Source organism: Paraburkholderia pallida (genome assembly GCF_004524855.1).
GTDB lineage: Bacteria > Pseudomonadota > Gammaproteobacteria > Burkholderiales > Burkholderiaceae > Paraburkholderia > Paraburkholderia oxyphila.
Genome location: NZ_CP038150.1, coordinates 927223 through 953464, shown reverse-complemented (window position 1 = coordinate 953464; position 26242 = coordinate 927223). Strand labels below are relative to the sequence as shown.

Sequence of the window (26242 nt, the reverse complement as noted above, 5' to 3'; positions counted from 1 at the left end):
ACGATAAAAGACTGGAGGAGACGATGGCTTCGACATCGGGCGCGTTGCGAGACGCCGCCGTGCTGGACCTTGCCGCCGTGCAGGAAACGACGGGCCGCATCGGCGCGCGGCTGGACCGACTGCCTGCCACGCGTTCGGTCTGGTGGACCGTGGTGCTGCTTTCAACGGGCGGATTTTTTGAGTTCTACGAACTGTTCTCGACTGCCTATATCGCGCCGGGCATCATCCGCTCGGGTGTGCTGCGCGCGACGACGAGCGGTTTCTTCAGCTTCGACGGACTCGCCAGTTTCATCGCCGCGGCATTCGCCGGGCTGCTCATCGGCACCTTGCTGTTCGGTACGGTGGCGGACCGGCTGGGGCGGCGCGCGGTGTTCACGTTCGCGCTGCTGTGGTACACCGTGTCGGCGGCGATCATGGCGTTTCAGCATGGCGCTGCCGGGCTGAACTTCTGGCGGTTGATGGTCGGGATCGGCCTTGGCGTAGAGCTGGTGACGATCGACAGCTATCTGGGCGAGATCGTGCCCAGACGGATTCGCGGCCGCGCCTTCGCGCTGAATCAGCTCATTACCTATCTCGCGGTGCCTGTGATCGCCGGCCTTTCTTGGCAGCTCGTGCCGCGCGCACCGTTCGGCCTCGACGGCTGGCGCTGGGTCGTGCTGTCCGGTTCGGTCGGTGCGTTGTTTATCTGGGTCATCCGCCGGCGTTTGCCCGAGAGTCCTCGCTGGCTCGCCGCGCATGGCCGCCACGAGGAGGCCGAGGCCGTTCTGGCCGCGTTCGAGGCGCGCGTGGCGCGCGAAGCGGGCGGCGCGTTGCCGGAACCGGAGGCGCAGGAGGGCGAACGCGTTGAAGCAGGGCGGTTCCGGGAAATATTCAGTCCTGCTTATCGGTCCAGAACCTTGATGCTGTGCGTGTTCCATCTTTTCCAGACCGTGGGGCTGTACGGATTTTCGAACTGGGTGCCGACGTTCCTGATCCATCGCGGCATGGAGGTGGCAGCGAGCCTGGGCTACACGCTCGGCATGACGCTTGTGATGCCGCTTGGGCCGCTGCTCGCGATGGCATACGGGGACCGCTTCGAGCGCAAATGGCAGATCGTCGTCTCGTCACTGTTCGTCGCGGGCGCGGGGCTATGCTTTGCGCAGGCGCGCGAACCGCTCATGATCGTGCTTGCGGGCGCGTGTGTCACGCTGGGCGCCACGACGCTTTCGTATGGATTCCACGCCTATCAGTCCGAGCTCTACCCCACGCGCATCCGGGCGCGCGCCGTCGCTTCGTCTACTCGTGGAGCCGGCTCTCGGGCGTCTTCAGCGGCTTTCTGGTGGCCTGGGCGCTGGGCCACGGCGGCGTCGCCGCGGCGTTGTGGCTGATCGCATCGTGCATGATCATCGACGCCTGCGTGATCGCACTGCTCGGTCCCGCCACGAAGGGTCGCTCGCTCGAGTCGCTCGCGCCCTAGCGGCCGTGCGCGGACGCTGCCGGCGACGCGCTGCGCCCGTGCTCAGCCCGCGCCGCGCCGCCGGCTGCCGCTGGCAGCCGGCTTGGCATTCCCATGCGCGACATCGTGCACGATCTGCCCGGTGCGCAGCGTATTCATGGCGTCGGCCGCCATGTCGGTCACGATGCGGCTGCGCTCGGGCGAGACGGTAATCGTCAGATGCTGGACCGGCGTCTGGTCGGTGTCGTAGACGATCCGCGTGACGCGCATGAGCGGCATGCCGACCTCCACGTCGAGCCACTGTGCCAGCATGGGCGTGGCGGAGACGGCCGTGACTTCCTGGATCACCCGGCCGAAGGCCACACCCTGGCTCATCAGAATCTCGTAGAGCGCCTGCTTCTTCAGGCTGGCTGCCGTGATCCACTTGCTGTAGCGCTCGGGCACCCACGCGTCGGACACCATCAACACCGTGTTGCCGCTTTTGCGCAGACGGACTGCGTGGATGGCCTGCGCCTGCGGCTCGAGCTGCAATTGCGCGGCGACGAGGGCGGGGACGGCTTCGAGCTTGACGCCGATGACTTCGACGCGGGTTTCCAGCGCCGTCTTGTGCAGGGCGTCCACATAACCGAGCGTGGCGGCCTGGCGCGGCACCGGCAGATCCGCGGGCACGAAAGTTCCCAGCCCCTGGCGGCGCTGCACGAAGCCTTGGGCTTCGAGGTCGGCCAGCGTGCGGCGCACGGTGATGCGCGAGACACCGAACATCGTGCAGAGGTCTTCTTCCTTGGGGATCAGGCTGCCGGCCGGATACTCGCCAGCAATGATCCGCTCGCGCAAGACGAGAAACATCTGCCGATGGAGGGGCGTGCCGCGTGCACGAGGGAGGGCCTGGTCGGTAGTGGGCATCGGGAAAGGAGCGGGGGTTGGTCTGGGGCGCGCCGCACACCGGCGCAGGCGTCATGTAGATATTACAAGAAAACGTCTGCCACCGGGACGGCCGCTCTCGCGCGCCTCAGAACGTATGCTTGATGCCGGTGTTCAAGCCCACCGTGGTTCCCTTGGCGCCAACGAGGCCGCCGTTTTCGACCGTGAGTCCGATGCTTTCGTTGCCGTGATTGTCGGTTACGCCGAACTGGGCGTAGAGGCTGGTGTTTTTGGAGAGGTAGTAGGTCGTTCCCAGCGTGGACGTGATCGCGTGATTGGCGGATTCGTGCGGGTCACGAATGTACCAGGCGCCGGCGTCGACATCGAGTTGCGGGAGCGCGTGCCAGATCAGCCCCGCGTTGTAGACATGGTTGGCGCCGCCAAAGCGCGCGCCGCCCACGAGCAGACGCGGGGCGTCGTAAGTCGTGAACGATGCCTTCACGGTGACGCTGGAGAAGTTGTACGCCGCGCCGAACGTCTTCGCTACGACCGGCATCGTGAAGGCGGAAAGGTTCAGCGCCTTGTCGTCGCTTTGCGATTCGTCCAGGATGGCGGCGTTCAGCATGAGTCCGCCGAACTGATACTTGAGGCTGCCGGAATACTGAAAGCCCGCGCGGAAATCGCCGGCCACGCCACCGAGCGCGACCAGCGCCCGGGCTGTGAATCCGGCAACCGTCGGACTGGACCAGGTAATGGCATTCGAGACGAACGTGCCGGTGCCCACATTGTCCGCATAGACGACGATCGAGCTGCCGAATTGGGAGAAGCTGCGCGGGTCGGATTCGAACAGGGCGACCTCGAAGGGCGAGTATTGCAGGCCGAACGCGGCCTCGCCGTACGGGCTGGATATCGACACCCACGCCTGGCGGCCGAAGAGGTTGCCGTTCGTGTTGTCGAATCCGCCATTGGCGATGCTGATCCCGCTCACGAGATTGAAGTTGGCCTTGTAGCCGCCGCCCAGGTCCTCGTGTCCCAGCAGCCCGAATATGCTGGGCGACAGCCCGCTGCTGGTAAAGCCGAAGAGGCTGCCGTTGTTGCGCTGATTGGCCTCGCTCCCGGTTTTGTTCAGATACAGCAATCCGCCATCGACCGTTCCATACAACGTGACGCTGCTCTGCGCCCAGCTTGCGTTGGCCGAAGCCAGCATCAGCGCTGTTGCAATCGTCTTCAAGCTGGACTTCACCACACGGATTCTCATTCCTGCCTCCTGATTAGTTATACGAATTAATCTGAAAGGATGAATCGATCCGGAAGTCGCTGGCTGAACAGCGAGCCCCACCCAGCGACACCGCGCGACCCCGTCTTCAGTTGTATTATTACCATGACAACATGACGTGATCAGCGGGGTTTACGCGGAGGCTGCCCGAAGCCCCTGGCAATGCTGAAGACGGTGTTGGCAAACAGGATTTAGTTGATATAATGACATGACAACATCGTATGCAAGGAGGTATCAATGAAGCCATTTGCCGTTGCGAAGATCGCCTGCACCTTTTTGCTGTTGTCGGCAATGCTGGGCGCGTTCGCGCAGGACGGGACCGTCGCTGCGCAGGTACCGGAAGCCCCGGCCAGTGCGAAGACCGTCAAGGCAGCCGACCGCGCGCTGCAAAAGAAGGTGCGCCGCGTACTCGCGAAGGCCAAAGGTCTCGACATCACCAATGTCACGGTTCGTGCGCGCGGCGGCGTCGTGACGCTTCAAGGGGCCGTGCCGGATGCCCAGCAGGTCGATCTGGCTGGCCGGGTAGCGAACGGTGTTGAAGGCGTTACGTCGGTGAAAAACGACCTGCGGGTGCGCAGTATCGACGGCTGAGCAGGCATTGAGGCCGGTTTTATCGTTTGGGACGGCACGCCCCCGTGCCGGACAGGTTCGGACGCTGTCGCGAGTGACGAATAATGATCTCCCGCATCATTGGCAAGCTATTGCGCGGTCGCCGCGCAGGTGATCGACATCTTCTATGGAATGAGTTGCCGCCGTCTCCCGGTGAAGCCACGCTTCGGCTGGCGAGCCCGGCGTTCGAGGACGGCATGCCGATGCCCCGCAGATTTGCTGGCAAAGGCGTGGGGGATAACGTGTCGCCGGCCTTTTCATGGAGCGGCGTTCCCGCTCATGCGGCCGAGCTGGTCATGGTGATGGAAGACCCCGATGCGCCTCTGCGCCGCCCATTCGTCCATTTGATCGCGTCGATCCCGCAGCCCGTCCCCGGCGGCCTGGGCGAAGGGGCGCTGTCGGCGGAAGGGGGCGCGCCTGGCATCACCTACGGGCTCTCCACATTCCGCAAGCCTGGCTATAGCGGTCCGCGCGCGTTGGTGGCGCATGGTCCGCATCGTTACCTGTTTCAACTCTACGCGCTGGCTCAGCCCTCCGGCATTCGGCCCGGTGCGAAGCGCGAGGAGATGGTGCCGGCGCTCGACGGGAAGATCATCGCGCGCGGCCGCCTGTGCGGTTATTTTGAGCGGACCTGAGCCGTGGCCGTCGACCGCCTCGGCCCGAAGCGCCGCAGACACAGGACGATGCTTTCGCACTACCCACCCTGAGGAGCATGAAAATGAAGAAACCCTCGCAGATAAGCCGTGCCGCAGCAGCAGTCGCCTTTTTTGTCGCCGCTCTCGGGACACACGCGGCCATCGCTGCGCCCGTGAAGAACATCGTTCTCGTACACGGCTATTTCGCCGACGGCTCGGGCTGGCAGGCCGTGTCGAAGATCCTCGCGCACGACGGCTACAAGGTCGCCGTCGTGCAGGAGCCGGAAACCTCGTTCGGCGACGACGTGCAGGCCACCACCCGCGTGATCGATGCACAGGACGGCCCGAGCATCCTCGTCGGCCACAGCTACGGCGGCGCAGTGGTGACCGAGGCCGGCAACGACGACAAGGTCGCGGGGCTCGTCTACGTGGCCGCGTTCCAGCCGGACACGGGAGAAAGCCCGCTCGAGCTGACCAAGAAGATGCCGCCCGCCACCAAGGCCATCAAGGCGACCGCCGACGGCCACCTGTATATCGATCAGGCCAATTTCCATGAGGATTTCGCCGCCGACTTGCCCGCGGCCGAGACGCGCTTCATGGCCATCTCGCAGGTGACGCCCGCCGCGCAATCATTCGGTGTGCCAATCACACATGCCGCGTGGCGGACGAAGCCGAGCTGGGCGGTCGTGGCGACGGCGGACCGCGCGATCAATCCCGATCTGGAGCGCTTCATGACCCAGCGCGCAGGCAGCAAGACGGTTGAGATCGATTCGAGCCACGTGGCTTATATGTCGCATCCGGCCGAAGTGGCGAAGCTGATTGAGCAGGCCGCGAGGCAGTCCGGCAAGGACTGACGAAACGCGCTGCGCCCGCATGACCGGCTCCATTGCGGAGCCGATTTTCGTTTACAGGACATCGGGCGGCTCGCGCGAGCCCGCTTCAGTCGGACAGCTGAACCGAATACAAACTGGCCAACCAGTCGATAAAAATGTCTACTCGCTTCGGCTTGCTCCGATTCGGCAAATACACGACGGACAGACTGCGGGGACTCAATGGATAGTCTCTCAGAACTTTGCGCAATCGGCCGGCTCGCACATGAGCGTCGAGTATCAAGGTGCTTCCCTGTATTAAACCGATACCCGCAAGTCCGCATGCCACATACGTATCCTGGTCGTTCACCAGGACCGTGCTCTTCAGCGAAACTGAACGGACCACATTGCCCTCGAGAAACTCCCAACTTCGGATGCGGCCCGACTTCGTGACATAGCTGACGCCGATGTGATCGCTGAGGTCCTCCAGCGTGACGGGCTCGCCATGTTGCAGGATATAGTCGGGCGATGCGAACGTGAGCGTTTTGTAAGACCCCACCGTTTTCGCGACCAGTCCAGGCTCGCTCACGGGTCCCACACGTAGCGCGCAGTCCAGTCCTTCTTCAAGCAGATCGGGGTGCTGATCGGCAATGCTGATGTCCAGTCGAATATCTGGATGGCTGGCGAAGAATTTCGGTAGCTCCGGAATAACGCTCGACTTCGCGATTAGCGCTGGCATGCTGACGCGGACTATTCCGCTCTGGCTTCCCCTGGAAGCCTGAACATCGGCATCCATTTCGTCCAGATCCCGAAGAAGCGCGACGCACCGCTCGTAGTAGCGAAGGCCCGCATCGGTCGGCCTGCTTCGACGAGTGGTGCGGTTAAGCAGTTTCACGCCGAGGTCCTGCTCAAGCGCCTGAACCATACGGGTCACGTGAGTGGTTGATGTATGCAGGACTTCGGCGGCCCCGGTGAAGCTTGTCGCTTCGACTACCTTCACGTACACCTTCATTGCGGAAATCTTGTCCATGGCGTTCTTGTCTGGTCACCGTGCATCATATTAAACAGCAACTTGAGTTCAATGTTCGCCGTCGATCGCTGTGCGGAATGTACTTTTCGTTCCAAAGAGCCGCGCGGTCATGTCCCCCTGCCTATGATCACTTCCTGACGCGGACCGGCCTGCGTCTCTGCGCTACGACGACATTCCTCGATCACCCGGAGACGGGATGACCGAAGATTTTGTCGAATGTGCTGGTGTTCGCCAGCTAGCCGCGAGCCAGTCCGCTGCAGACCGGCGCCCCACCTTCAGAAGGAGTTATCGTCCTATGCCTCATCCCATTTCCTCTTTGGGCGCGGCTCACACCGTTATCAGTTTGCTGACGGTCGCCGCAGGTCTCTATAGCTTCGCCCGATATCAAAAGATCGATAGCACTACCCGGTCCGCCAGGATTTACCTGGCAGGGATGGTAGCATCGGTGCTCACATCGTTTGGTTTGTCCAGCACCGGCGGCTTCAATGTTGGCCACGCACTCGGCATCGTGGCGTTGCTCGCAACCTTGGGCGGCGTATTCATCCCGCGAATCGAAGTCTTGGGGCGTGCGCGGCTGTCCCTGACCCAGTTCGCATTCACGCTCAGCTTCTTTCTGCTGTTGGTCCCAGGGATCAACGAAACGCTGACACGCCTGCCGGCGGGTCATCCGCTCGCGAATGGCCCTGAATCCCCAATCGTGCGCAGCTCACTCGCCGCGTGGCTAGGTATTTTTGTGTTGGGATCGATGTTGCAGTTCTTGTGGCTGCGTTCGTGCCGAACCCGTTCACTACACCAAAATTGACCGGCCGGCGGCTCCGGTTTGCACCGGAGCCCGGCCGTTCAGGTCGTCACGGCATGCCGGCCCGGCATGAGGCCAGCCGTCACTCGATCGATCCGCTGATGTTGTTCCGCACGAACCATGTCCGCTTCGCACTGGCCAGCAGGCCGCTATAAACGAGCCATGAAATGACGAGGGTGGCCGGAGCGGAAAGCGAAGCGAGAAAACCCGAGGCATTGTTCAGCGCGAGCCCCACGAATGCACCGGCGAACCAGGCCATCAAGCCGCCTGGATTGAACTGCGGCACGTGGGTATCGCGGCATTCGATATCGTTGCCAATCAGCTCGACATAGCGCGCCGACATGATGTGCGCAAGCGCGACGCCCACCCACGCGACAACGAAGATCCCCTGCCAGGCGAGCGCCAGCAGGATCTTCGAGAAGATGTCGGCCATCATCAGCGCGTAGACGACAGCACCGACCACCAGTGCCCAGACAAACTTTGGCGCGCGCAGCCCCGCGACCTTCTGAAAGAACGCCTGCATGTTGATGGTCGCGAGATAGTAGTTCGCCGTATTGATGCGTGACTGCGTGACCCAGACGAACATCAGCCCCCAGATGCCCATCAACTTGAGCAATGCGAGCACGACAGAAACTTCGGATAACGTACCGAGTCCGGGGATCGTGCTGACGAGGTAAATGCCCGCTGCGCCGTTGACCAGGAACGTGACGAGATAGAACGGCATGCCGAAATTGTACCGGCCGTGATATCGCGCGTTTTCCTTGCGCCCGAAGCGGGCATAGTCGAACGTGAACATCATCAGCACCCACACGCCCATGTAATAGACGAAGCAGTGCCACCAGCCGTCGGCCGGTACCGCGCCCTTGGGGCCGAAATCCAGCCACGATGCGTTGTAGCCATATTCCCAGGTCGCGAGTCCCACGGCGGCCAGCAGTCCCAGCAGATAGAAAGGCAGCAGCACGCCGTTGAACTTGTCCAGCCAGTGCTGCACGCTGCCGAATACGAGCGGCACGCTATAGCAAACCACGATCAGCGCGGCCCACTTGTACGCGAGCGCGGGAAACAGATGATTGGCCGCGACCGCGATGACCGAGCCCTCGAACACCGCGTAGTAAATCGCTGTCGCGAAGAAGATCAGCGTGGCGAGCGCAGCGCCCGCGCTGCCAAACAGCACACGCGAGAAGAGCGCTACGGATAAACCCGTGCGTATGGCGTATCGGCTGATGATCGTGTTGACGGCACCATAGGAAACGACCGATAGCGCCATGCCGATCAACGCGTTGCGCGCACCATAGTTCAGCGCAAGCGTCGCGCCGACCACGATGTAGAACACCGCGCTGCATACCGCCCACCACGCCATCGTCAGCGCAAAGGGAGGCATTCGCGCGCTATCGGGGATGGCGGCTGTCGAAAGATCGACGTCTGCCTCCGTGCTTTCCTGAGCCAGATTGGCCATGATCGTGCTCCTCGAGTCTGCGTTTGGCTAACGGCGTCCGAGCCGCGGCGCAATATGGCCGCGGGGCTGCCTCGACGCCGTTACGGGCAGCCAATGTTGCGAAGAAAGAGGGGGGCTAGTACGTCAGGGCTTCACGCAGCAGGGCGAGGCGATGCTGATATTCGCGGCGTGCCGCGAGTGCCTCGTTCATCGTGACGCTCACGAAGCGTGCGCGATGGTTGGGCTGCATCTGCCCGATGAGATCCATATCCGCGCTGATCACCGTGCCGATCGTGGCGTATCCGCCGCCCGACACCGCATCGCGATGCAGTATGATCGGCTCCAGCCCGGCCGGCACCTGAATCGAGCCGATCGGATAGCAGGCATCGACGATATTCGACGGATCCGCGCCCGCACCGAAAGGTTGTTCGCGATCCTTGAAGTGCAACGGACGCCCGTTCTTGTATCTATAGCCGATGCGGTCCGCTTCGGGCGCGACGGTCCATTCGTCCTCGAAGAACGTTTGCGCCGACTCGCTGGTGAGGCGGTAGTGATAAAGGCCCGTCAGCACGCGCAGTTCGACCGTCGTGTCGAGCTTTGCACACAAGGCCGCCGGCAGTTCGACACCCTCACGCGGCTTTGCGCGGGGCGCGCCCGTCGCGATGCGGTCTCCCTTTTGCAGCCGACGCCCCCCGAAGCCGCCAATCGCGCCGAGCGTGTAGGTCGACCGGCTTCCCAGCACCGCCGGCACGTCGATCCCGCCAGCGATCGCCAGATACGCGCGTGCGCCACGCTTCACATAGTCGAACGTCAATTTGCTCCCGGCGCGAATGCGCAGCGCCGTATTGCATGAATAGCCGACGCCGTCGATTTTCGGCGTCATTTCGGCACCGGTCAGTGCGATAAGCGCATCCGAGTGGAATAGCAACTCGGGGCCCAGCAGCGTGAATTCGAGCACGGCCGCGTCTTCGGCATTGCCCACGAGCAGGTTTGCCGCACGGGACGAATATTGGTCGAGCGATCCAGAAGGCGGAATGCCGACGTGGTAGTAGCCCTGACGTCCCGTGTCCTGCACCGAGGTGGCCAGTCCCGGCTTCAGGACCTCGATCAGATTGAGCGTATCAGTTGGCATACAGCACCTCGACGAGGGAACGATTATATTCGTCTGGATTGCGAAGGAAGTCATCGAGCGAGAATTTCACGGGCCGTACGCGTAGCGAGAAGGTGCCCGCTTCGACGGCGGCGACGGCCTCGTCGTAGGTTGCACGGTCGATGGGTTTGAACTTCACGATGTCGCCGGGCTGGAAAAACACCATGAAATCGCGCAAATAGTCGAGCCGCTGCGCGGGGTCGAAAATCGGCGCGGGCGTCACGCCGAACATCTGGTACCCACCCGCGCCACGCACCGAATAGATGCAGCCGAAACACCCGCCATGGCCGACCGTCAATTTCGGCGTGTCGGTGCGTGGCCGCAGGTACTTGGGCACCTGAAGCTGGCGGCCGCGCTCGACCATCTGGTACATGAACGGCAACCCGGCGACAAACCCCACCATCGAAACGAACCACGGCGAGCCCGCATGGGCTGCAATGAATTCGTCGACGTCACGCTTGCCGTTGATGCGCGCCGCGTACTCGAGGTCCGTCGAAGAGGGGTCCTGGTGACGCTCGCGAAAACGCATGAGCGTCTCGTGCGTCCAGGGATCGTTGTAGAGCACCGGGACTTCGACAATGCGCGTGTCGATGTTGAGCGCCGTTTCGCCCGCTTCGGCCTCGATGCTCCGGAGTAACGCAACGAGCGCGTCCGGGGCGATGACGTCCGGGTCATAGCGCACCTGGTACGATGCGTTCGCCGGGCAGATCTCCGTCACCCCAGCCACGTTGCGCCGCTGGAGTTCGCGCGTGATCGCCGTGCCCTTGAAGAACGCGTCGAGCGACATCTCCTCGCTGATCTCGGCGAAGATGAATTCGTCGCCGCCAAAGGTATAACGTATGCTCACGATGCCTCCCGAGCGTTCGCCAAACCCGCCACCGCGTGCCCGCGCGCCGCGGTCGATGCGGCTTCGCTGCTTGCGCGCCACGCCGTCATCCAGGTCTCGAGATAATTAGTGTGATAGCGGCCCGCGCGCACGTCGTCGTCGGCAACGAGCGCGCGGTGCAGCGGCGCGGTGGTCTTCAGGCCGCCAATATGCAACTCCTTCAGCGCGCGTGCGAGGCGTTCGATGCCCGCCGCGCGGCTTTCGTCGTGCACGATCAGCTTGGCGAGCAGCGAATCGTAGAACGGCGGCACGACGTAGCCGGGGTACAGCAGCGAATCGACCCGCACACCGGGGCCTGTCGGCCAGACCAGTTCGCCTACGCGCCCCGGATTCGGGCGGAAATCCTGCATCGGATCTTCCGCGTTGATGCGGCATTCGAGCGCCGCGCCGCGCAGCACGATGTCGCTCTGGCTGAAGCGCAACGGCTCGCCATCAGCAATGCGCAGCATTTCGCGCACGAGATCGACGCCGGTGATCGCCTCGGTAACGGGGTGCTCGACCTGAATGCGCGTGTTCATTTCGATGAAGTAAAACTCGCCACGCGTTTCGTCGAAGAGATACTCCAGCGTGCCGGCGCTGCGATACCCAACTTGCCTCGCCAGGCGCGCGGCCGACGCGCACAGCTCTGCACGCAGCTTCGGCGTGAGCGACGGCGAGGGCGCTTCTTCCAGAATCTTTTGACGTCGCCGCTGCAGGGAGCACTCGCGCTCGAACAGGTGGACGACGTCGTTGCCGTCGCCCAGGACCTGGACCTCGATGTGCCGTGCGCGTGCGATGAAGCGCTCGAGATAGACGCCGCCATCGCCGAACGCCGCCTGGGCTTCACGCTGGGCCAGCGGGAGTTCGGTGTCGAGCTGGGCGGCATCGTGCGCAACGCGAATGCCGCGTCCGCCACCGCCCGCGGCCGCCTTGATCATGATTGGGTAGCCGATGCGCGCGGCAACCTCCCTTGCTTCGTCGAGCGAACTCACGATGCCGGTGCTGCCCGGCACAGTGGGCACGTCGGCGCGCTGCGCCGTCTCGCGGGCCCGCGCCTTGTCGCCCATCGTCGCAATCACCTGCGACGTGGGCCCGACGAAAATCAAGCCCGCCGCTTCCACCTGTGCCGCGAAATCCGCGTTTTCGGACAGGAAGCCATAGCCGGGATGAACCGCGTCCGCACCGCATTGCCGTGCGGCCGCGAGAACGGCCGCGGGATTCAAATAGCTCTTCACCGCGTGCGACGAACCGATATGCACGACTTCGTCCGCCATGCGGGCGGCCAGGCTGTCGCGGTCCGCGTCGCTCACCACCACCGCGGCGCGCATGCCGAGCTCCTGCGCCGCGCGAATCACGCGCACCGCGATTTCGCCGCGATTCGCGACGAGCACGGTTCGAATGCGCGCCGGGCGGTAGAACGCCGCTGCTGAATTTTCCACGTTCATCGCTTCACTCCTCGATACGCAGCAGCACCTGGCCTGCATCCACGGGTTCCCCATCCTCGACGAGGAGCTCCGTCACGCGGCCCGACACGCTGGCCTCGATTTCGGTGAATTGCTTCATCACTTCGACGAGGCCGATGATTGCGCCGATCTGAACGGCAGAGTCGATGCCGACATAAAACTCCGCCTCGGGCGAGGGACGCCGGTAGAACGTGCCCGGCAGGGGGCTGACGATATCGTGTAGTGCCATCATGTCTCTCCTTGAATGGATTCAGTTCTTTGTCGTCGATGCCTGCGGCCCGGCAATGCGTATCCCTTCCCGAACGAGGCGAGCGCGCGTCTGCTGCACGAGCTCCAGTGCGCCGGGCGTGTCGCTGTGGATGCAGACGGAGTCGAAGCCGATCTCGATGTCGTCGCCATCGACGGTCCGTACCTTTCCATCGACGCACGCTCGCAGCACCTTCTCGGCGACCTGTTCGGGATCGAGACGACCCACGCGGCGGGTGAATACGATCGAGCCGCTGCGGTCGTAGTCGCGATCGGCGTAGAACTCCCGCACGACCGGCTGCCCGACCTCGCGCGCGATACGGCAGGTCGCGGACGACTCCATGCAGAAGAGCAGCAGGTTGGGATCGATCTGTTGCAGCGTTTCGACGAGCAGCCTCGAGAACGTTTCGTCGCGCGCGGCGTGCATATAGAGCGCGCCGTGCGGCTTCACGTGCTGCAGCCTGATGCCGTGCAGTCGCGCGAACTCACGCAGTGCGCCGAGTTGATAGAGGATGTCGTTGACCAGCGCCTGAGGCGTTTCGGCGATGTTGCGGCGGCCGAATCCGACGAGATCGCGAAAACCCGGATGTGCACCGATCCCAACGCCGGCCTCCCTCGCAACTTGAACGGTCCGCGCCATGATGTTCGGATCGCCGGCATGAAATCCGGTGGCAATATTGGCCGAACTGATGAGCGGCATGATCTGCTCGTCGACGCCATCTCCGATCCGCCACGGACCGAACCCTTCTCCCATATCGGAATTCAGGTCCACGCACTGCTTCTTCATACCGTTCCCCTCCAGGTTCGCGCGGTTGCGTGTCTGAAAACACACGCAAGCCAGTGTTGAAACGGAGGTTATACGGAGGGGGGTGAACAAAAAAGTTCTATTTTTATATGCCTTGATATCGATTTTTTCGATATTGCCCGGTACGCTACGGGCTGCACTCGTCCGTTCTTCATCGAAATGGCACTGACTCTCAGGCAGCTCAAGTACTTCGTGGCGACCGCCGAACTCGGGCAGCTCTCACAAGCCGCTATTCATCTGACCATTTCGCAGTCGGCGGTGACAAGCGCAATCCGGGAACTGGAGGATAGCCTCGGCACGCAGCTCTTCGTGCGTGCCGCCTCGGGCGTCACGCTGACCGACACGGGGCGCCGGTTCCTCAATCACGCCTACACCATTCTCGCGTCGGTGGACGAGGCGATGCGGATTCCCAACCTGGAAAGCACGCTTACCGGCACACTCGCCATTGCGGCGAGCTACACCGTGCTGGGGTATTTCCTCCCGCATCACATCCAGCGGCTGAATGCGCTGTATCCACGCCTCACGATTCAATTGCACGAGTTGAACCGGGACGCGATCGAAGAAGGTTTGCTCAGCGGACAGTACGACATGGCAGTCCTGCTCACGTCGAACGTCTCGAACCCCGAGCTCGCGCTGGAGCCTGTGATTCATTCCGTGCGGCGGCTATGGGTCGGCGCGCATCACCCGCTGCTCAAACGCGAGCGCGTGACCTTCGCCGAAGTCGCGCAGGAGCCGTTCGTCATGTTGACGGTGGACGAAGCCGCGCAAACCGCGATGCGCTACTGGAACGACACACCCTGGCAGCCTAACGTGATCCTGCGGACCTCGTCGGTCGAAGCGGTGCGCAGCATGGTTGCCAATGGCTCCGGCGTCGCGATTCTGTCCGATATGGTCTACCGGCCGTGGTCTCTTGAAGGCCGGCGCATCGAAACGATCATGCTCGTTGACCCGGTGCCCGCGATGAGCGTGGGCCTCGCGTGGCACAAGAACAAGGAGCTGAGCCCCGCGATGCACGCGGTGCGCGAGTATTTCCGCCATACGTTCATGGAGCCGCGGACTAGCGGATGACGCTCTGCCGCGTCGTCTACATTCCCGTCACTTACCCACGCGCTCACGCATCGCTTCGGCCACGGCGTCGCGCACGCACGCGGTCAGCAACTCCGAAGCGCGCGAATGCGGCACGCGAGCCGGGCGCGCAATGACGAGCGGCTGGATCACGGTGGCCTCACGGATTGGCCGCTCGACAACGAGCGCGGTCTGCGCCGCCGTCGAACTCTGCGTGATCAGCAACGACACGCCTAGCCCGTTCGCTACCATCGCACGCACGAGTTCGATGGAGGCCGCCCGATAGCGCACGTCGGGCGAGAGGCCATGCTGCCAGAACGGCGCCATCAGAAAGTCGCGGCTCTGCGGCAGATCGATCTGGATAAAAGGCTGCGCGGCGAGTTCGTGCAGCGAGACGGCGCGTCGCCGCTTCGCGAGCGGCGAGTCGCTGGGCACGAGCGCATAGGGCTTGAGTTCGGCGAGGCATTCGCGCTCGATATCGCCGGGCAGGCCGACGTCATACATGAGGGCGAGATCGATCTGACGCTTGCGCAGCCATGCTTCGAGTTGCGCGAGATCGCCTTCGCGGAACTGGACGGTGAGACCGGGAAAGCGCGTCTGCGCGAGCTTGAGCACGCGTGGCAAATAGACGGGCGCGATCGTGTGAAAGATGCCGATCTGCACGAGGCCGCCATCGCCTTCGCCGACATCGTCGGTTGCGAACGCGGAGGCCGAGGCGAGCAGGTGGCGCGCCTCATTCAGCTTGCGCTGGCCGAACTGCGTGAGCGTCATACGCGTGCCGGCGCCGCGCGTGAAAAGCGGCGCGTCGAATAGCGCTTCCAGTTCGCGAACGGCCACGGAGATCGAAGGCTGCGAGACGTTGAGCTGTTTCGCGGCGGTGGTCGTGCTGCCCGTTTCGGCCGCGGTGACGAAGTAGCGCAGCAGCCTGAGCGACAAAGCCATAGGATTTTCGTATAACAGTTAATTTATTCCAGTATTTTATCTTATTGGCTGAGCGGCCCAGAATCAGTCCACCAGTCGAATGGGCTGGCTGTTCTGGAGGACAACGCTGTGACACTGCCCGCGCTGCCGCTCGACGGCATTCGTGTGATCGACTTTTCCCGTGTGCTCGCGGGGCCGCTGTGCTCCGCGCTGCTCGGCGACCTGGGCGCCGAGGTAGTCAAGATCGAACCGCCCAGCGGCGACGACTATCGCGCAATCGGCCCGTTTTCCGCAGGCGAAAGCGGACTGTTCAATGCGATGAACCGCAACAAGCAAAGCGTCGTGATCGACCTGAAGCGCGACGAAGGCCGTGCGCTCGCGCAGGCGCTCTGCGCGCAGGCGGATGTGGTCGTGGAGAACTTCCGGCCAGGCGTTGCCGAGCGTCTTGGCATCGGCTACGCGCAACTCTCCGCGCAGCATCCGGAGCTCGTCTACGCGAGCGTGTCGGGTTTCGGCCAGACCGGCCCCGAATCGCATCGGCCCGCGTACGACATCATCCTGCAAGCCATGTGCGGTCTCATGGATGCAACGGGATCGCCCGATGGCGCGCCGACGCTGGTGGGCGATTCGATCTCGGACGCGGTCAGCGGCCTTTTCGCCTCGTGGGGCGTGCTGGCCGCGCTGCTCGCGCGCGAGCGCACCGGCAAGGGTACGCACGTGGACGTGGCGATGTTCGACGCCACGCTCAGCCTCACCGCGGGTCTGGTCGCGCGCTATGCCACGAGTGGCGTCGCGCCGCGGCGCGTGGGCAACCGGCATGCGTCGTCGGCGCCATTCGGGGCGTTTCGGGCGAAGGACGGCCATTTCGTGCTAGCCGTGCTCAACAACCGCCTGTTCGAGCGCTTCGCGCAGACAATCGGCCAGCCCGAACTCGTCGACGACCCGCGCTTTACCGACGACGCGACGCGCAGCGAGCATGAAGCCGCGTTGCGCGCCCGCATCGAATCATGGTCAGTCATGCTTAGCGTTTCAGAAGTCAATACGCGCTTGAGCGACGCGGGAATTCCGGTCGCGCCGATCCGGAACATCGGCGAAGCGCTGGAGAGCGAGCAGGCGCGCGAGCGTGGCCTGCTGGTCGAAACGCCTGCCGCAGACGGCAGCACCGTGCGCCTGCCAAGGCAGCCGGTTCGGTTCTCGGCGTGGCCCGCCACGCGAACCACGCGTGCGCCCGCGCTTGGCGAACATACGCAGAGCGTGCTGCAAAAACTCGCCGGGCTGGATGTCGCGCGCATCGCCGAGCTGCGTGCGGGCGGCGTGCTGGGCGAGCACGAAGCCGCGCCACGCGAAACACACTGATTGAGGAGACGAAGCATGCTTAAACGAATGGGTGTTACCGACGCCGATGTCGAGATCGCGGAAGCCATCCGGCGCTACGCGCAAGCGGAGCTGGCCCCGCACGCGGCACAAACCGACCGCGAGGAAATTTCCACGACACGCTATCTTCCGGCGCTCGCGGAGCTGGGTGTGATGGGCATGAATCTGCCGGAGCGTTGGGGGGGCATCGGCGCGTCGCCTGCCGCCATCATTCTTGCGCTGGCCGAGATTGCGGCCGCGTGCGCGTCGACTTCGTCGATGATCGGCGCCCACTATCTCGCGACCGATTCGATCCTGATCGGCGGCGACGACGCGCTGCGATCGCGCTATCTGCCTGACGCGGCAGCCGGCGCGAAACTCGGCGCATTCGCGCTAACGGAACCGCAAGCCGGCTCGAACCCGGCGGGAATGACGACCCAGGCAGTGCGCGAAGGCGACGGCTATCGGCTGCGTGGCGTGAAGCATTTCATCTCGAACGCGGCGGCTGCGCAATTCATCGTGGTCTATGCGAAGACCGCGCCCGAACTCGGGACGCGCGGCATCAGCGCCTTCGTGGTGGACCGCGATACGCCCGGTGTGTCGGTGTCGTCCGCCGAAATGCTGATGGGGATTCGCGGCGCGCCGGCGCATGAAGTCGCGCTCGACTGCTTCGTGCCCGCTGAGAACCGCCTGGGCGAAGAGGGCACGGGTTTTCGCACGGCCATGAAAGTGCTCGACAACAGCCGCCTCGACGTGGCGGCGACGAGTCTCGGTCTGGCCGAAGCCGCGCTGGCCGATGCGGTGGAATGGGCGAAGACGCGCCAGGTCGGCAATGAGCCGCTCGCGGCCAGGCAGGGCTTGCAATGGAAATTCGCCGACATGAAAACGCAACTCGAGGCGGCATGGCTCCTGACCTTGCAGGCGGCCGCGCGGCGTGCGGCAGGCGAGCCGTTCACGGACGCCGCTTCGATCGCCAAGCTCTATGCGTCGGAGATGGTCGGGTTCGTCACCGATGCCGCGCTGCAGATGCACGGCGGCTACGGCTTCACCCGCGAGCTGCGGATCGAGCGGCTGGTGCGCGACGCGCGAATCCTGCGCATCTATGAAGGGTCGTCGGAGATTCAGCGCACGGTGATCGCGCGATCGGTTCTGGCGTAACGAAGCAAGGAGAGAGAACGTGAAAGTGCTGGTAGCGGTCAAGCGCGTCGTCGATGCCAATGTCAAAGTCGGTGTGAAGTCGGATGGCACGGGCGTCGATATTTCGAACGTGAAGATGTCGATAAATCCATTTGACGAGATCGCGGTTGAAGAAGCCGTGAGATTGAAGGAAGCAGGTGCGATTGCCGAGGTGGTGGCGGTCTCTTGCGGCGTCGAGCAATCGCAGGAAACCTTGCGCACGGCGCTCGCGATCGGCGCGGACCGCGCGATCCTGATCGGGACGGATGAAGCGTTGCAGCCGCTGGCCGTGGCGAAGCTGCTGAAGGCGATAGTGGACCGGGAGCAGCCTTCGCTGGTCATGCTCGGCAAGCAGGCGATCGACGACGATTCGAACCAGACCGGTCAGATGCTTGCCGCGCTAGCCGGATTGCCGCAAGCGACCTTCGCCTCGAAGGTCGTGGTTGCGGGCGGCAACGCCACGGTTTCGCGTGAAGTGGATGGCGGCATGGAAACGCTGTCCCTGACCTTGCCGGCCGTGGTCACGACCGATCTGCGCCTGAACGAGCCGCGATATGTGACGCTGCCGAACATCATGAAGGCGAAGAAGAAGCCGCTCGAAATCGTGAAGCCCGAAGCGCTGGGCGTCGACGTGACGCCGCGCCTGAAAACGCTGAAAGTCAGCGAGCCGCCAAAGCGCAGCGCGGGCGTGAAGGTGCCGGACGTGAAAACGCTGGTGGAGAAGTTGAAAACCGAAGCCAAGGTGCTTTGAGCACCACGCGGAGACCGATGAAATGACGAATCTGGTGAATCTTGTTATCGCCGAGCACGACAGTACCTCAATCAAGGCCGCGACGCTGAACACGATCGCGGCGGCTCAGCAGATTGGCGGCGATGTTCATGTGCTGGTCGCGGGCCACAACGCGCAAGCAGCGGCTAATGCCGCAGCGAAGATTGCGGGTGTCTCCAAAGTCCTGCTGGCCGACGCGCCGCAACTCGACGCAGGTCTTGCAGAGAACGTTCAGGCAACGGTGCTGGGCATCGCGCAGGACTACTCGCACATCCTCGCGCCGGCCACGGCCTACGGCAAGAACATCGCGCCGCGCATCGCGGCAAAGCTGGACGTCGCGCAGATTGGCGACATCACCGCGGTGGTTGGCGCCGACACATTTGAGCGCCCGATCTATGCGGGTAACGTGATCGCGACGGTGCAATCGAGTGACCGGATCAAGGTCATCACGGTGCGGTCGACCGCGTTCGATGCGGTGGCCATGGAGGGCGGCAGCGCATCGGTCGAAACGATCGAAGCGGCAGCGGACAGCGGTCTCTCGCGTTTCGTGAGCCGTGAAGTGATGAAGCTGGACCGGCCGGAGCTGACGTCGGCGAAGATCATCGTCTCGGGTGGCCGGGGGCTCGGCAACGGCGAGAACTACACGCGAATGCTGGAGCCATTGGCCGACAAGCTGAACGCCGCGCTGGGCGCATCGCGCGCAGCGGTCGATGCGGGCTTCGTGCCGAACGACTATCAGGTCGGCCAGACGGGCAAGATCGTTGCGCCGCAACTGTACATGGCCGTCGGCATCTCGGGCGCGATTCAGCATCTGGCTGGCATGAAGGACTCCAAAGTAATCGTCGCGATCAACAAGGACGAAGAAGCCCCGATCTTCGGTGTCGCCGACTATGGCGTCGTCGGCGACCTGAACGACATCGTGCCGGAGCTTGCCGCGCACATCTGAGCCCTGACGGGTTGGCTCGACGCCGCGCGCGCTACCCGGCAAGCGCGGCGCGCGGGCACGACCCCAAGTAGTTCCCTTTCGCTGAGGAGACAAGAATGGACCGTACCGCATCAAGTAGTGCAAGAACCGTGCTGGTCGAGCGGCGTTCAATCGACTACATCCCCGCCGCCGAGCGTCACGGCAATCTGTTCAGCCAGTTCACGCTCTGGTTCGGCGCGAATCTCCAGATCACGGCCGTTGTGGTGGGCGCGCTCGCCGTCGTGCTGGGCGGCGACGTGTTCTGGTCGCTGGTCGGGCTCCTCGTCGGACAGATTCTCGGCGGCGCCGTGATGGCGCTGCACGGCGCACAAGGCCCGCAACTCGGCCTGCCGCAGATGATTTCGAGCCGCGTGCAGTTCGGCGTTTACGGTGCGATCATTCCGCTCGCACTGGTTTGCGTGATGTACGTGGGCTTCTCCGCAGGCGGCACGGTGCTCGCCGGTCAGGCGATCGGCGAATTGCTGGGCGTGAGCAATACCCTGGCAATCCTGATTTTTGCGGCCATCGTGATCCTGCTCACGGGACTCGGTTATCGGATCATTCACGCCATGGGGCGCGTGTCGAGCATCGTCGGTACGCTGGCCTTCCTGTACCTCTTTGCGAGCTTGTTGAACGGCCATGCGTGGAGCACGCTGATCACGAACCGGCACTTCACGGTCGCGTCGTTCCTGCTCGCCGTTTCCCTTTCGGCATCGTGGCAGATCGCTTACGGTCCTTACGTTGCCGACTACTCGCGCTATCTGCCGAAATCCACCTCTGCATTGAAGACGTTTTTCGCCGTCTTCAGCGGAACGGTCATCGGCGCGCAGGTGTCGATGACATTTGGCGTGCTCGCCGCCGCGCTCGCCGGCGATCACTTCGCCGGGCACGAAGTGGCGTTCATCGTCGGCCTCGGCGCGACGGGGGGCATCGCCGCGATCCTCTACTTCACGATCGCGCTCGGCAAGCTCACCATCACGACGCTCAATGCCTACGGCAGCGTGATGTCGGTGGCGACGATCGTGACCGGCCTGGGGCAGCGCCGCGAACTTTCGCGCGGCGCACGCCTCGCCTTCGTGATCCTCTCGGTGGGCGTATCGAGTGCGCTCGCACTCGCTGGACAGCATTCGTTCCTGAAGGCGTTCTCGTCCTTCCTGTTGTTCCTGCTGGTGTTCTTCACGCCGTGGAGCGCGATCAACCTCGTCGACTACTACTGGGTGACGCGCGAGCGTTACGACGTGCCCGCGCTTTTCGATGCGAATGGCCGCTACGGACGCTGGAATCCCGTCGGCATCGCCGTCTATGTGGTCGGCGTGCTGGTGCAAATGCCGTTCGTCGCCACCGGCTTTTATACGGGGCGCTGGGTCGATGCGCTGGGAGGCGTCGATATTTCGTGGATCGTCGGCATCGTCGTGCCGGGCGTGCTGTACTACGCGGCCACGCGTTTCGTGCAGTCTCGTGTGCCGGATCAGCTCATCCTGCCCGATACGCTCGGCGACGCGTGAAAGGGCGGATGAATCTTGCCGGCCACCGGCATGCGCGCGGTGAGAACCGAGCCGGACGACGATTCGATGATGTAGAGCGTCTTGTGTGCGTCCTGCCTGACCCGATGTCCAGACAGGACGCGCCGGCCGACCCGCCTAGAACCTCTGGCGGATGCCGATGTCCACGGCCACCTGCGACCCGCTCGAGGCCGCCCCGCTGGTCCCGTTGATGTTCCCTTTCAGACCGTCGGTGCCGTGTTGATACACCGCATTCAGATAAACGTCGGTTCGTTTCGAGAGGAAGTAGTCCGCACCCGCGCTGGTTTGCAGGATGTGCCCCGAGTTGCCGGTCTGACTCACACTCGTGTATGTCTGAGCCAGTGTGGCCACGAGCGCCGGCGTGATGTAATAGCGGAAGCTGCCTTCGACGTTCTGGAAGTGCACCGTGCCGCTCGGGGCCGTGAACGCCATCGTCGAATGGGTGAACAGCGAGCCCGTGTACATGAGGCCCACGATAGCCGACCCGAGGGCGTAGGTGCCGCCTACGCCCCATTGATCCACGCGCAAGGCTCCGAGGAGGGGATTGGAAGGCGCGCTCGACGGCGTCGCAATGGCCGTGCCACCCACGGCACCCGGGGCTTGCACACGCGTGTAGCCGGCCCCCAGGCTGATCGACCCCGTCTGGTAACTCGCACCGAAGCCATACGCGCGATTGCTGGCGAAATTCGTCGAATTCGAGAAGCCGTACAGCGCTTCGGCCTGGAAGCCGGAGATGATCGGTGTCGCGTACTTTACGGTGTTGTCGAGGCGGTACGTATTGTTGAGGCTATCGTTGTCGTACGGGTGGGCGGCGAGTTGCGTCTGCGCGGCTTCGGCGGTGAGCGGCCCCATGAAATCCTGCATGGGGTTGTACTGGCGGCCCATCGTCACCGTGCCGAAGCGCGTGCTGCCAAGGCCAACGTAGGCCTGACGGCCGAACTCGCGGCCCCCCTGGCCGAGCGCACCGTTGTTGATGTTGAAGCCATTCTCGAGCCTGAAGAGCGCCTTGTATCCGCCGCCAAGGTCCTCCGAGCCCAGCAGGCCCCAGCGGTCCGCGTTCGCGTTGCCGCTGACCAACTGCCATTGCGACTTGCCGCCGCTGGCTGTGTTCACGTTGTTCGTGTAGAGCATGTCGGCATCGACGATGCCGTATAGCGTAACGGAGCTCTGTGCGTGGGCGGCTGCCGAAATCATGCTCAGAGCGGACAAGGTGATAAGCGATTTTTTCATTTTGGAGTATTAAATAAATGGTTGACGGATTCGATCGAATTGCGGTGAGGGTCTGGTGAAAACGCGACGGGGCGCCGCGCGGTGTGATCTGCTCAAGCCGCGCGCCGGGCGTCTTCGTTGATGAAGCGGGAAGCCGTCCAGTAACAGAGCGCGGCGGGAACGAGGCAGGCGACGGGCAGCAGAAGCGAATAGCGGATGGCTTCCGTTCCGTGGGTGGCGGAAAGATGGTCGTTGAGCATGCCGATCAACAGCGAGCCGACGCCCAGTCCACCGAGTGTGCCCACCAGGTTCTGCACAGCGGTGGCGAACGAACGCATCCGCGGGCGGGCGACGCACTGGTAGACCGAGAACACCGGCCCGAGCAGCGATTGGCAGAGCAGCGAACCGGCAGCCAGTGCGACGAGGGCGACGGTGACAGACGGAGTCATTAGCATGACTAATAAAAATGGGCACGACAAAGCACAGGCCGCAGCCGGTTGCCACATCTTCCAGCGATCGTCGCTGCTGCCGAAGCGCGTGACGACGGCGCCGCCGGCATAGACGCCGATCAGTCCCATCAGGCCGAGCGCGATGGCGAGGCTCGTGCCGATCTGGCCGCGCGGGAGGTGATGAATTCGGCCGAGAAAGGATGGCATCCAGATGAACAGTGCGTTGAGGGTGAAGCCGCAGAAGAAGCTGCCAAGCAACGAGAAAATATACGAGCGCTGTCCACCGAGAAAACGCAGCGTCTCGCGCAGGGAAGCGGCCTTTTGCGCGGTATCGCGTGGTTCGGCCGGAACCGGTTCAGGCACGGTGAACATGATCAGCGCTGCCGCAATGAGACCGGGCGCGCCGGCGAGAAACAACGTCGTGCGCCACCCGTACCATTGTGAGAGCCAGCCGCCCGCGAGCACGCCGGAAAAGATACCGATCGGCAGGCCCATGCTGAAGATGCTCAGCACGCGGGCACGCTGCGACTTGGGGAAGTAGTCTGCCAGCATCGAATAGGACGGCGCGGTGCCGGCCGCCTCACCCACGCCGACCAGCGCGCGTGCCGCGACCAGGTGCGCGCCGCTGCGCGCGAAGCCGCCGAGCAGGGTGGCGATGCTCCAGAGAAATACGCCGCCCGCGATCACCGCGCCGCGCCGGGTGCGATCGGCGAGCCGTCCCATGGGCAAACCGAGCAATGCGTACATCATCGCGAAGCCGAGGCCCGCGATGAGACCCAGCTGCATGTCGCTGAGCTTGAGGTCGGCCTTGATCGCATCGAGCAGGACACTGACGATGGTGCGATCGAAAATATTCAGCGTATAGATGACGGTCAGCAGCACGAGACAGTAGCGGCTCATGGTGACCTTGCGCGCCGCTTGCGTGGCGGCTTGTTCGATTGATGTATTCATGTCTCCTCCAGAGGGGTGTTTCACAGCGTGCTTTTGGGCCGGCTCATGCATCGACCACACGGTTACGGATCGTGCCGATCCGGTCGATCTCCATCGTCACCACGTCGCCCACCTTCAAATACAGCGGCGGCTGCCTGACGACGCCGACGCCTGCCGGCGTGCCGGTCGCGAGTATGTCGCCAGGCATCAGCGTCATCACCGTGCTCAGCTCGGCTATCTGGGCGTAGACATCGTGGATCATCTCCGAGGTGTACGCATCCTGACGCAGCTCGTCGTTGACCCATGTGCGCAGACGCAACGTGTGCGGGTCGCCGATTTCATCGGCCGTGACGAGCCAGGGCCCGGTCGGGCCATGCGTCTCGAACGACTTGCCTAGCGTCATCGTCGAGGTGCGCATCTGCCAGTCGCGCACGCTGCCGTCATTGCAGACCATGTAGCCGGCGATGTACCGCCTGGCTTCTTCGGCGCTCGCGTCCTTGCACGGCCGGCCGATCACCACGGCGAGCTCGATCTCGTAGTCGAGGGCGTTCGACACCTTCGGCATTACGAGGTCGGCATACGGTGCGCTCACGCAGGAGGTCTGTTTGTTGAACCAGATCTGATGCGGGCTCAGCGGAATGTCCAGGTGCTCGACTTCGCGAAGATGCGATCGGTAATTCCCGCCAATGGCGAGAAACTTCGGTGGCCGCGCGACCGGCGGCAGTAGCTCGACGTCGGCGATCGCGTAGCGCGGCTTGTCGAGTGTGGCGAGCAGCGCGAGCACTTTCCACGAAGTATCGAGACCGGGCAGCCAGTCCGCGAGCTCGGTGGACAGGCCGCTCGTGCCGGCCGTCACGTCGACGACGTCGTCGCCTTCCACCACGCCAATGCGCGCGTGGCCACTTTCCTTGAACATAGCGAGTTTCAATGCGTTTATCTCCGCTGAATTAGATGGCGTCGAACAGCTTGCCGGGGTTGAGCAGGTTCATCGGGTCGAGGGCTCGCTTGATGTCGCGCATCATGCTGAGCGTGTCTTCGCCGAACTCTTCCACCAGGTAGCGGTTCTTGAAGTAGCCCACGCCGTGCTCGCCCGTGCATGTGCCGTCCATGGCGATCGCGCGCCGGACCATGCGGTCGTACACGTCGTGCGCCATCTCATACTCCTCGGGGCGCGCCGGGTCGATCATGAAGGCGAGATGGAAATTGCCGTCCCCGACATGGCCGAGAATGGGCACCGGGAACGGCAGCTCCTGCAGATCGCGCTGCGTTTCCTCGATGCAGTCGGCGAGGCGGGAGATCGGCACGGTGACGTCGGTCGCCCATGCCTGGCATCCGGGTCTGCCGGCGAAGCATGCATAGATCGCTTCGTGCCGGGCCCTCCACAGATGCGCGCGCTCAGCGGCGTCGATCGCCCACTGAAGCGGTGAAGCGCCATGCTCGCGCGCCAGTTCCTCGACGATCGCCGCGTGTTCCTTGACCGCTTGCGGCGGTCCGTCGAATTCGAAGAAGAGGTGCGGCTTCGGCGCCAGGTTCGTCTTCGAATAGGCATTGGTCCAGGCGATCTGCACCGTGTCCATGAACTCGACCTTGGCGAAGCACACCCCGGCCTGGCTCGCTTCGATCACGAGGCGCGCCGCGTCGCCGATGGTCGGGAACGCGCATACCGCGGCGGCCACATGGTCAGGAACCGGATGCAGCCGCACCGTGACTTCGGTGATGATGCCGAGCGTCCCAGCCGAGCCGACGAACAGCCGTGTCAGGTCGTAGGCGGCGGCGGATTTGCGCGCGCGGTTCGCGGTCTTGACCACGCGCCCGTCGATCAGCACGGCCGTCACGTTGATGACGTTCTCGCGCATCGTGCCGTAGCGCACGGCATGGGTGCCCGACGCCCGCGTCGACACCATGCCGCCGATGCTCGCCTCGGGGCAGGCGTCGATCGGGAAGAAAAGCCCGGTGTCGCGCAGATATCTGTTGAGCGACTCGCGCGTGATGCCGGCTTGCACGACGCAGTCGAAATCGTCGGCATTGACCTGCAACACGGCATTCATGCGCGTCAGATCGATACAGATACCGCCGTGCAACGCGGCGATATGGCCTTCCGACGACGTGCCAGCGCCAAAGGGGGTGATCGGGCAGCGATGTGTGCGGCAGATGTTGACGATCTTGACGACGTCGTCCGTCGATTCCGCGAATACGACAGCGTCGGAGGCATGCGCCGGGAGGAAGGTCTGGTCCTTGCCGCGTTGCTCACGCTCGCCGCGCGAGGTCAGGACGCTCAGGCCGGCTGCCCCGAGGTCGTGTATGGCCTGCTGGACCGATGCGAGATCAGTCATGGGGGTCTCCATGTCGTTATAGGCAGGTGAAGGAACTGGGAATTTTCAAAATGGATAGTCATCCAATTTGAATTGAGTGTCAATATGACATCTGTGGTATCGTCGCCAGGGTATTCACTACGTGAAGTCCGT

Annotated in this window: 24 protein-coding genes and 1 pseudogene; 11 read left to right on the top strand and 14 right to left on the bottom strand. The window is 63.5% G+C overall.

Features of this window, described 5'->3' with window-relative positions:
- Positions 1-23: 23 nt before the first annotated feature.
- A pseudogene (locus E1956_RS30780) lies at positions 24-1456 on the top strand (MFS transporter).
- Between the two features lie 42 nt (positions 1457-1498).
- Here E1956_RS30780 and E1956_RS30775 read toward each other — a convergent pair.
- Positions 1499-2281 carry a GntR family transcriptional regulator gene (locus E1956_RS30775; RefSeq protein WP_232072119.1) on the bottom strand — a complete coding sequence of 261 codons (783 nt, stop codon included), beginning with the start codon at positions 2279-2281 and terminating at the stop codon, positions 1499-1501.
- 163 nt (positions 2282-2444) lie between these two features.
- On the bottom strand, positions 2445-3554 hold the full coding sequence (locus tag E1956_RS30770) for a porin (RefSeq protein ID WP_134756346.1): 1110 nt from the start codon (positions 3552-3554) through the stop codon (positions 2445-2447).
- 255 nt (positions 3555-3809) lie between these two features.
- Between E1956_RS30770 and E1956_RS30765 the strand changes: the two genes are divergently transcribed.
- The 3 genes from E1956_RS30765 to E1956_RS30755 all read left to right on the top strand — a co-directional run bounded on the left by E1956_RS30765 (position 3810) and on the right by E1956_RS30755 (position 5670).
- Positions 3810-4163, top strand: coding sequence for a BON domain-containing protein (locus tag E1956_RS30765; protein WP_134756344.1), 354 nt, complete (start codon positions 3810-3812; stop codon positions 4161-4163).
- An 83-nt stretch (positions 4164-4246) separates the two neighbouring features.
- Positions 4247-4816 carry a YbhB/YbcL family Raf kinase inhibitor-like protein gene (locus E1956_RS30760; RefSeq protein ID WP_134756343.1) on the top strand — a complete coding sequence of 190 codons (570 nt, stop codon included), beginning with the start codon at positions 4247-4249 and terminating at the stop codon, positions 4814-4816.
- 83 nt (positions 4817-4899) lie between these two features.
- Positions 4900-5670, top strand: coding sequence for an alpha/beta hydrolase (locus tag E1956_RS30755; RefSeq protein ID WP_134756341.1), 771 nt, complete (start codon positions 4900-4902; stop codon positions 5668-5670).
- A gap of 85 nt (positions 5671-5755) precedes the next feature.
- Here the strand turns inward: E1956_RS30755 and E1956_RS30750 are convergent, their stop codons facing one another.
- Complete coding sequence (locus E1956_RS30750; protein WP_134756339.1) at positions 5756-6655, bottom strand: LysR family transcriptional regulator; 900 nt, start codon at positions 6653-6655, stop codon at positions 5756-5758.
- Between the two features lie 295 nt (positions 6656-6950).
- On the opposite strand from E1956_RS30750, the gene E1956_RS30745 reads away from it, so the two are divergent.
- A complete protein-coding gene (locus E1956_RS30745; RefSeq protein ID WP_134757907.1) occupies positions 6951-7457 on the top strand; it encodes a hypothetical protein in 507 nt (168 codons plus the stop codon).
- 79 nt (positions 7458-7536) lie between these two features.
- Here the strand turns inward: E1956_RS30745 and E1956_RS30740 are convergent, their stop codons facing one another.
- The 6 genes from E1956_RS30740 to E1956_RS30715 form a co-directional block, all read right to left on the bottom strand.
- Complete coding sequence (locus E1956_RS30740; protein WP_134756337.1) at positions 7537-8910, bottom strand: purine-cytosine permease family protein; 1374 nt, start codon at positions 8908-8910, stop codon at positions 7537-7539.
- A 115-nt stretch (positions 8911-9025) separates the two neighbouring features.
- The gene (locus E1956_RS30735) at positions 9026-10021 is read right to left on the bottom strand and encodes a 5-oxoprolinase subunit C family protein (protein WP_134756335.1); all 996 of its coding nucleotides are present in this window, start codon (positions 10019-10021) and stop codon (positions 9026-9028) included.
- Entirely contained in the window at positions 10011-10886 is an 876-nt protein-coding gene (locus tag E1956_RS30730) for a 5-oxoprolinase subunit B family protein (RefSeq protein WP_134756333.1), read from the bottom strand. Before E1956_RS30730 ends, E1956_RS30735 begins: the two co-directional genes overlap by 11 nt.
- On the bottom strand, positions 10883-12349 hold the full coding sequence (locus tag E1956_RS30725; RefSeq protein ID WP_134756330.1) for an acetyl-CoA carboxylase biotin carboxylase subunit: 1467 nt from the start codon (positions 12347-12349) through the stop codon (positions 10883-10885). The genes E1956_RS30730 and E1956_RS30725 overlap by 4 nt, the downstream gene beginning before the upstream one ends.
- A gap of 4 nt (positions 12350-12353) precedes the next feature.
- Positions 12354-12596: an acetyl-CoA carboxylase gene (locus tag E1956_RS30720; protein ID WP_134757906.1), complete on the bottom strand. Its 243-nt coding sequence runs from the start codon at positions 12594-12596 to the stop codon at positions 12354-12356.
- 21 nt (positions 12597-12617) lie between these two features.
- Positions 12618-13400, bottom strand: a complete 783-nt coding sequence (locus E1956_RS30715; RefSeq protein ID WP_134756328.1) for a 5-oxoprolinase subunit PxpA — start codon at positions 13398-13400, stop codon at positions 12618-12620.
- A gap of 177 nt (positions 13401-13577) precedes the next feature.
- On the opposite strand from E1956_RS30715, the gene E1956_RS30710 reads away from it, so the two are divergent.
- Entirely contained in the window at positions 13578-14486 is a 909-nt protein-coding gene (locus tag E1956_RS30710) for a LysR family transcriptional regulator (protein WP_134756326.1), read from the top strand.
- Between the two features lie 27 nt (positions 14487-14513).
- Here E1956_RS30710 and E1956_RS30705 read toward each other — a convergent pair whose 3' ends face one another.
- Positions 14514-15425: a LysR family transcriptional regulator gene (locus E1956_RS30705; protein WP_134756324.1), complete on the bottom strand. Its 912-nt coding sequence runs from the start codon at positions 15423-15425 to the stop codon at positions 14514-14516.
- A 108-nt stretch (positions 15426-15533) separates the two neighbouring features.
- On the opposite strand from E1956_RS30705, the gene E1956_RS30700 reads away from it, so the two are divergent.
- From E1956_RS30700 to E1956_RS30680, 5 genes are all read left to right on the top strand, one after another.
- Positions 15534-16760 carry a CaiB/BaiF CoA transferase family protein gene (locus E1956_RS30700; protein ID WP_134756322.1) on the top strand — a complete coding sequence of 409 codons (1227 nt, stop codon included), beginning with the start codon at positions 15534-15536 and terminating at the stop codon, positions 16758-16760.
- Positions 16761-16775: 15 nt separating this feature from the next.
- The gene (locus tag E1956_RS30695; protein WP_134756320.1) at positions 16776-17915 is read left to right on the top strand and encodes an acyl-CoA dehydrogenase family protein; all 1140 of its coding nucleotides are present in this window, start codon (positions 16776-16778) and stop codon (positions 17913-17915) included.
- 19 nt (positions 17916-17934) lie between these two features.
- Complete coding sequence (locus tag E1956_RS30690) at positions 17935-18684, top strand: electron transfer flavoprotein subunit beta/FixA family protein (RefSeq protein ID WP_134756298.1); 750 nt, start codon at positions 17935-17937, stop codon at positions 18682-18684.
- 31 nt (positions 18685-18715) lie between these two features.
- Positions 18716-19648 carry an electron transfer flavoprotein subunit alpha/FixB family protein gene (locus E1956_RS30685; RefSeq protein WP_134757905.1) on the top strand — a complete coding sequence of 311 codons (933 nt, stop codon included), beginning with the start codon at positions 18716-18718 and terminating at the stop codon, positions 19646-19648.
- Between the two features lie 95 nt (positions 19649-19743).
- A complete protein-coding gene (locus E1956_RS30680; RefSeq protein WP_134756296.1) occupies positions 19744-21171 on the top strand; it encodes a purine-cytosine permease family protein in 1428 nt (475 codons plus the stop codon).
- Positions 21172-21306: 135 nt separating this feature from the next.
- On the opposite strand, the gene E1956_RS30675 is transcribed toward E1956_RS30680, so the two are convergent.
- The 4 genes from E1956_RS30675 to E1956_RS30660 all read right to left on the bottom strand — a co-directional run bounded on the left by E1956_RS30675 (position 21307) and on the right by E1956_RS30660 (position 26110).
- Positions 21307-22419 (bottom strand): porin, encoded by a 1113-nt coding sequence (locus E1956_RS30675; RefSeq protein WP_134756294.1) that lies wholly within the window; start codon positions 22417-22419, stop codon positions 21307-21309.
- Positions 22420-22511: 92 nt separating this feature from the next.
- Entirely contained in the window at positions 22512-23849 is a 1338-nt protein-coding gene (locus E1956_RS30670) for a spinster family MFS transporter (RefSeq protein ID WP_232072144.1), read from the bottom strand.
- A complete protein-coding gene (locus E1956_RS30665) occupies positions 23842-24705 on the bottom strand; it encodes a fumarylacetoacetate hydrolase family protein (protein WP_197732970.1) in 864 nt (287 codons plus the stop codon). Before E1956_RS30665 ends, E1956_RS30670 begins: the two co-directional genes overlap by 8 nt.
- Before the next feature lie 19 nt (positions 24706-24724).
- Positions 24725-26110 (bottom strand): FAD-binding oxidoreductase, encoded by a 1386-nt coding sequence (locus E1956_RS30660; protein WP_197732969.1) that lies wholly within the window; start codon positions 26108-26110, stop codon positions 24725-24727.
- Positions 26111-26242 lie beyond the last annotated feature (132 nt).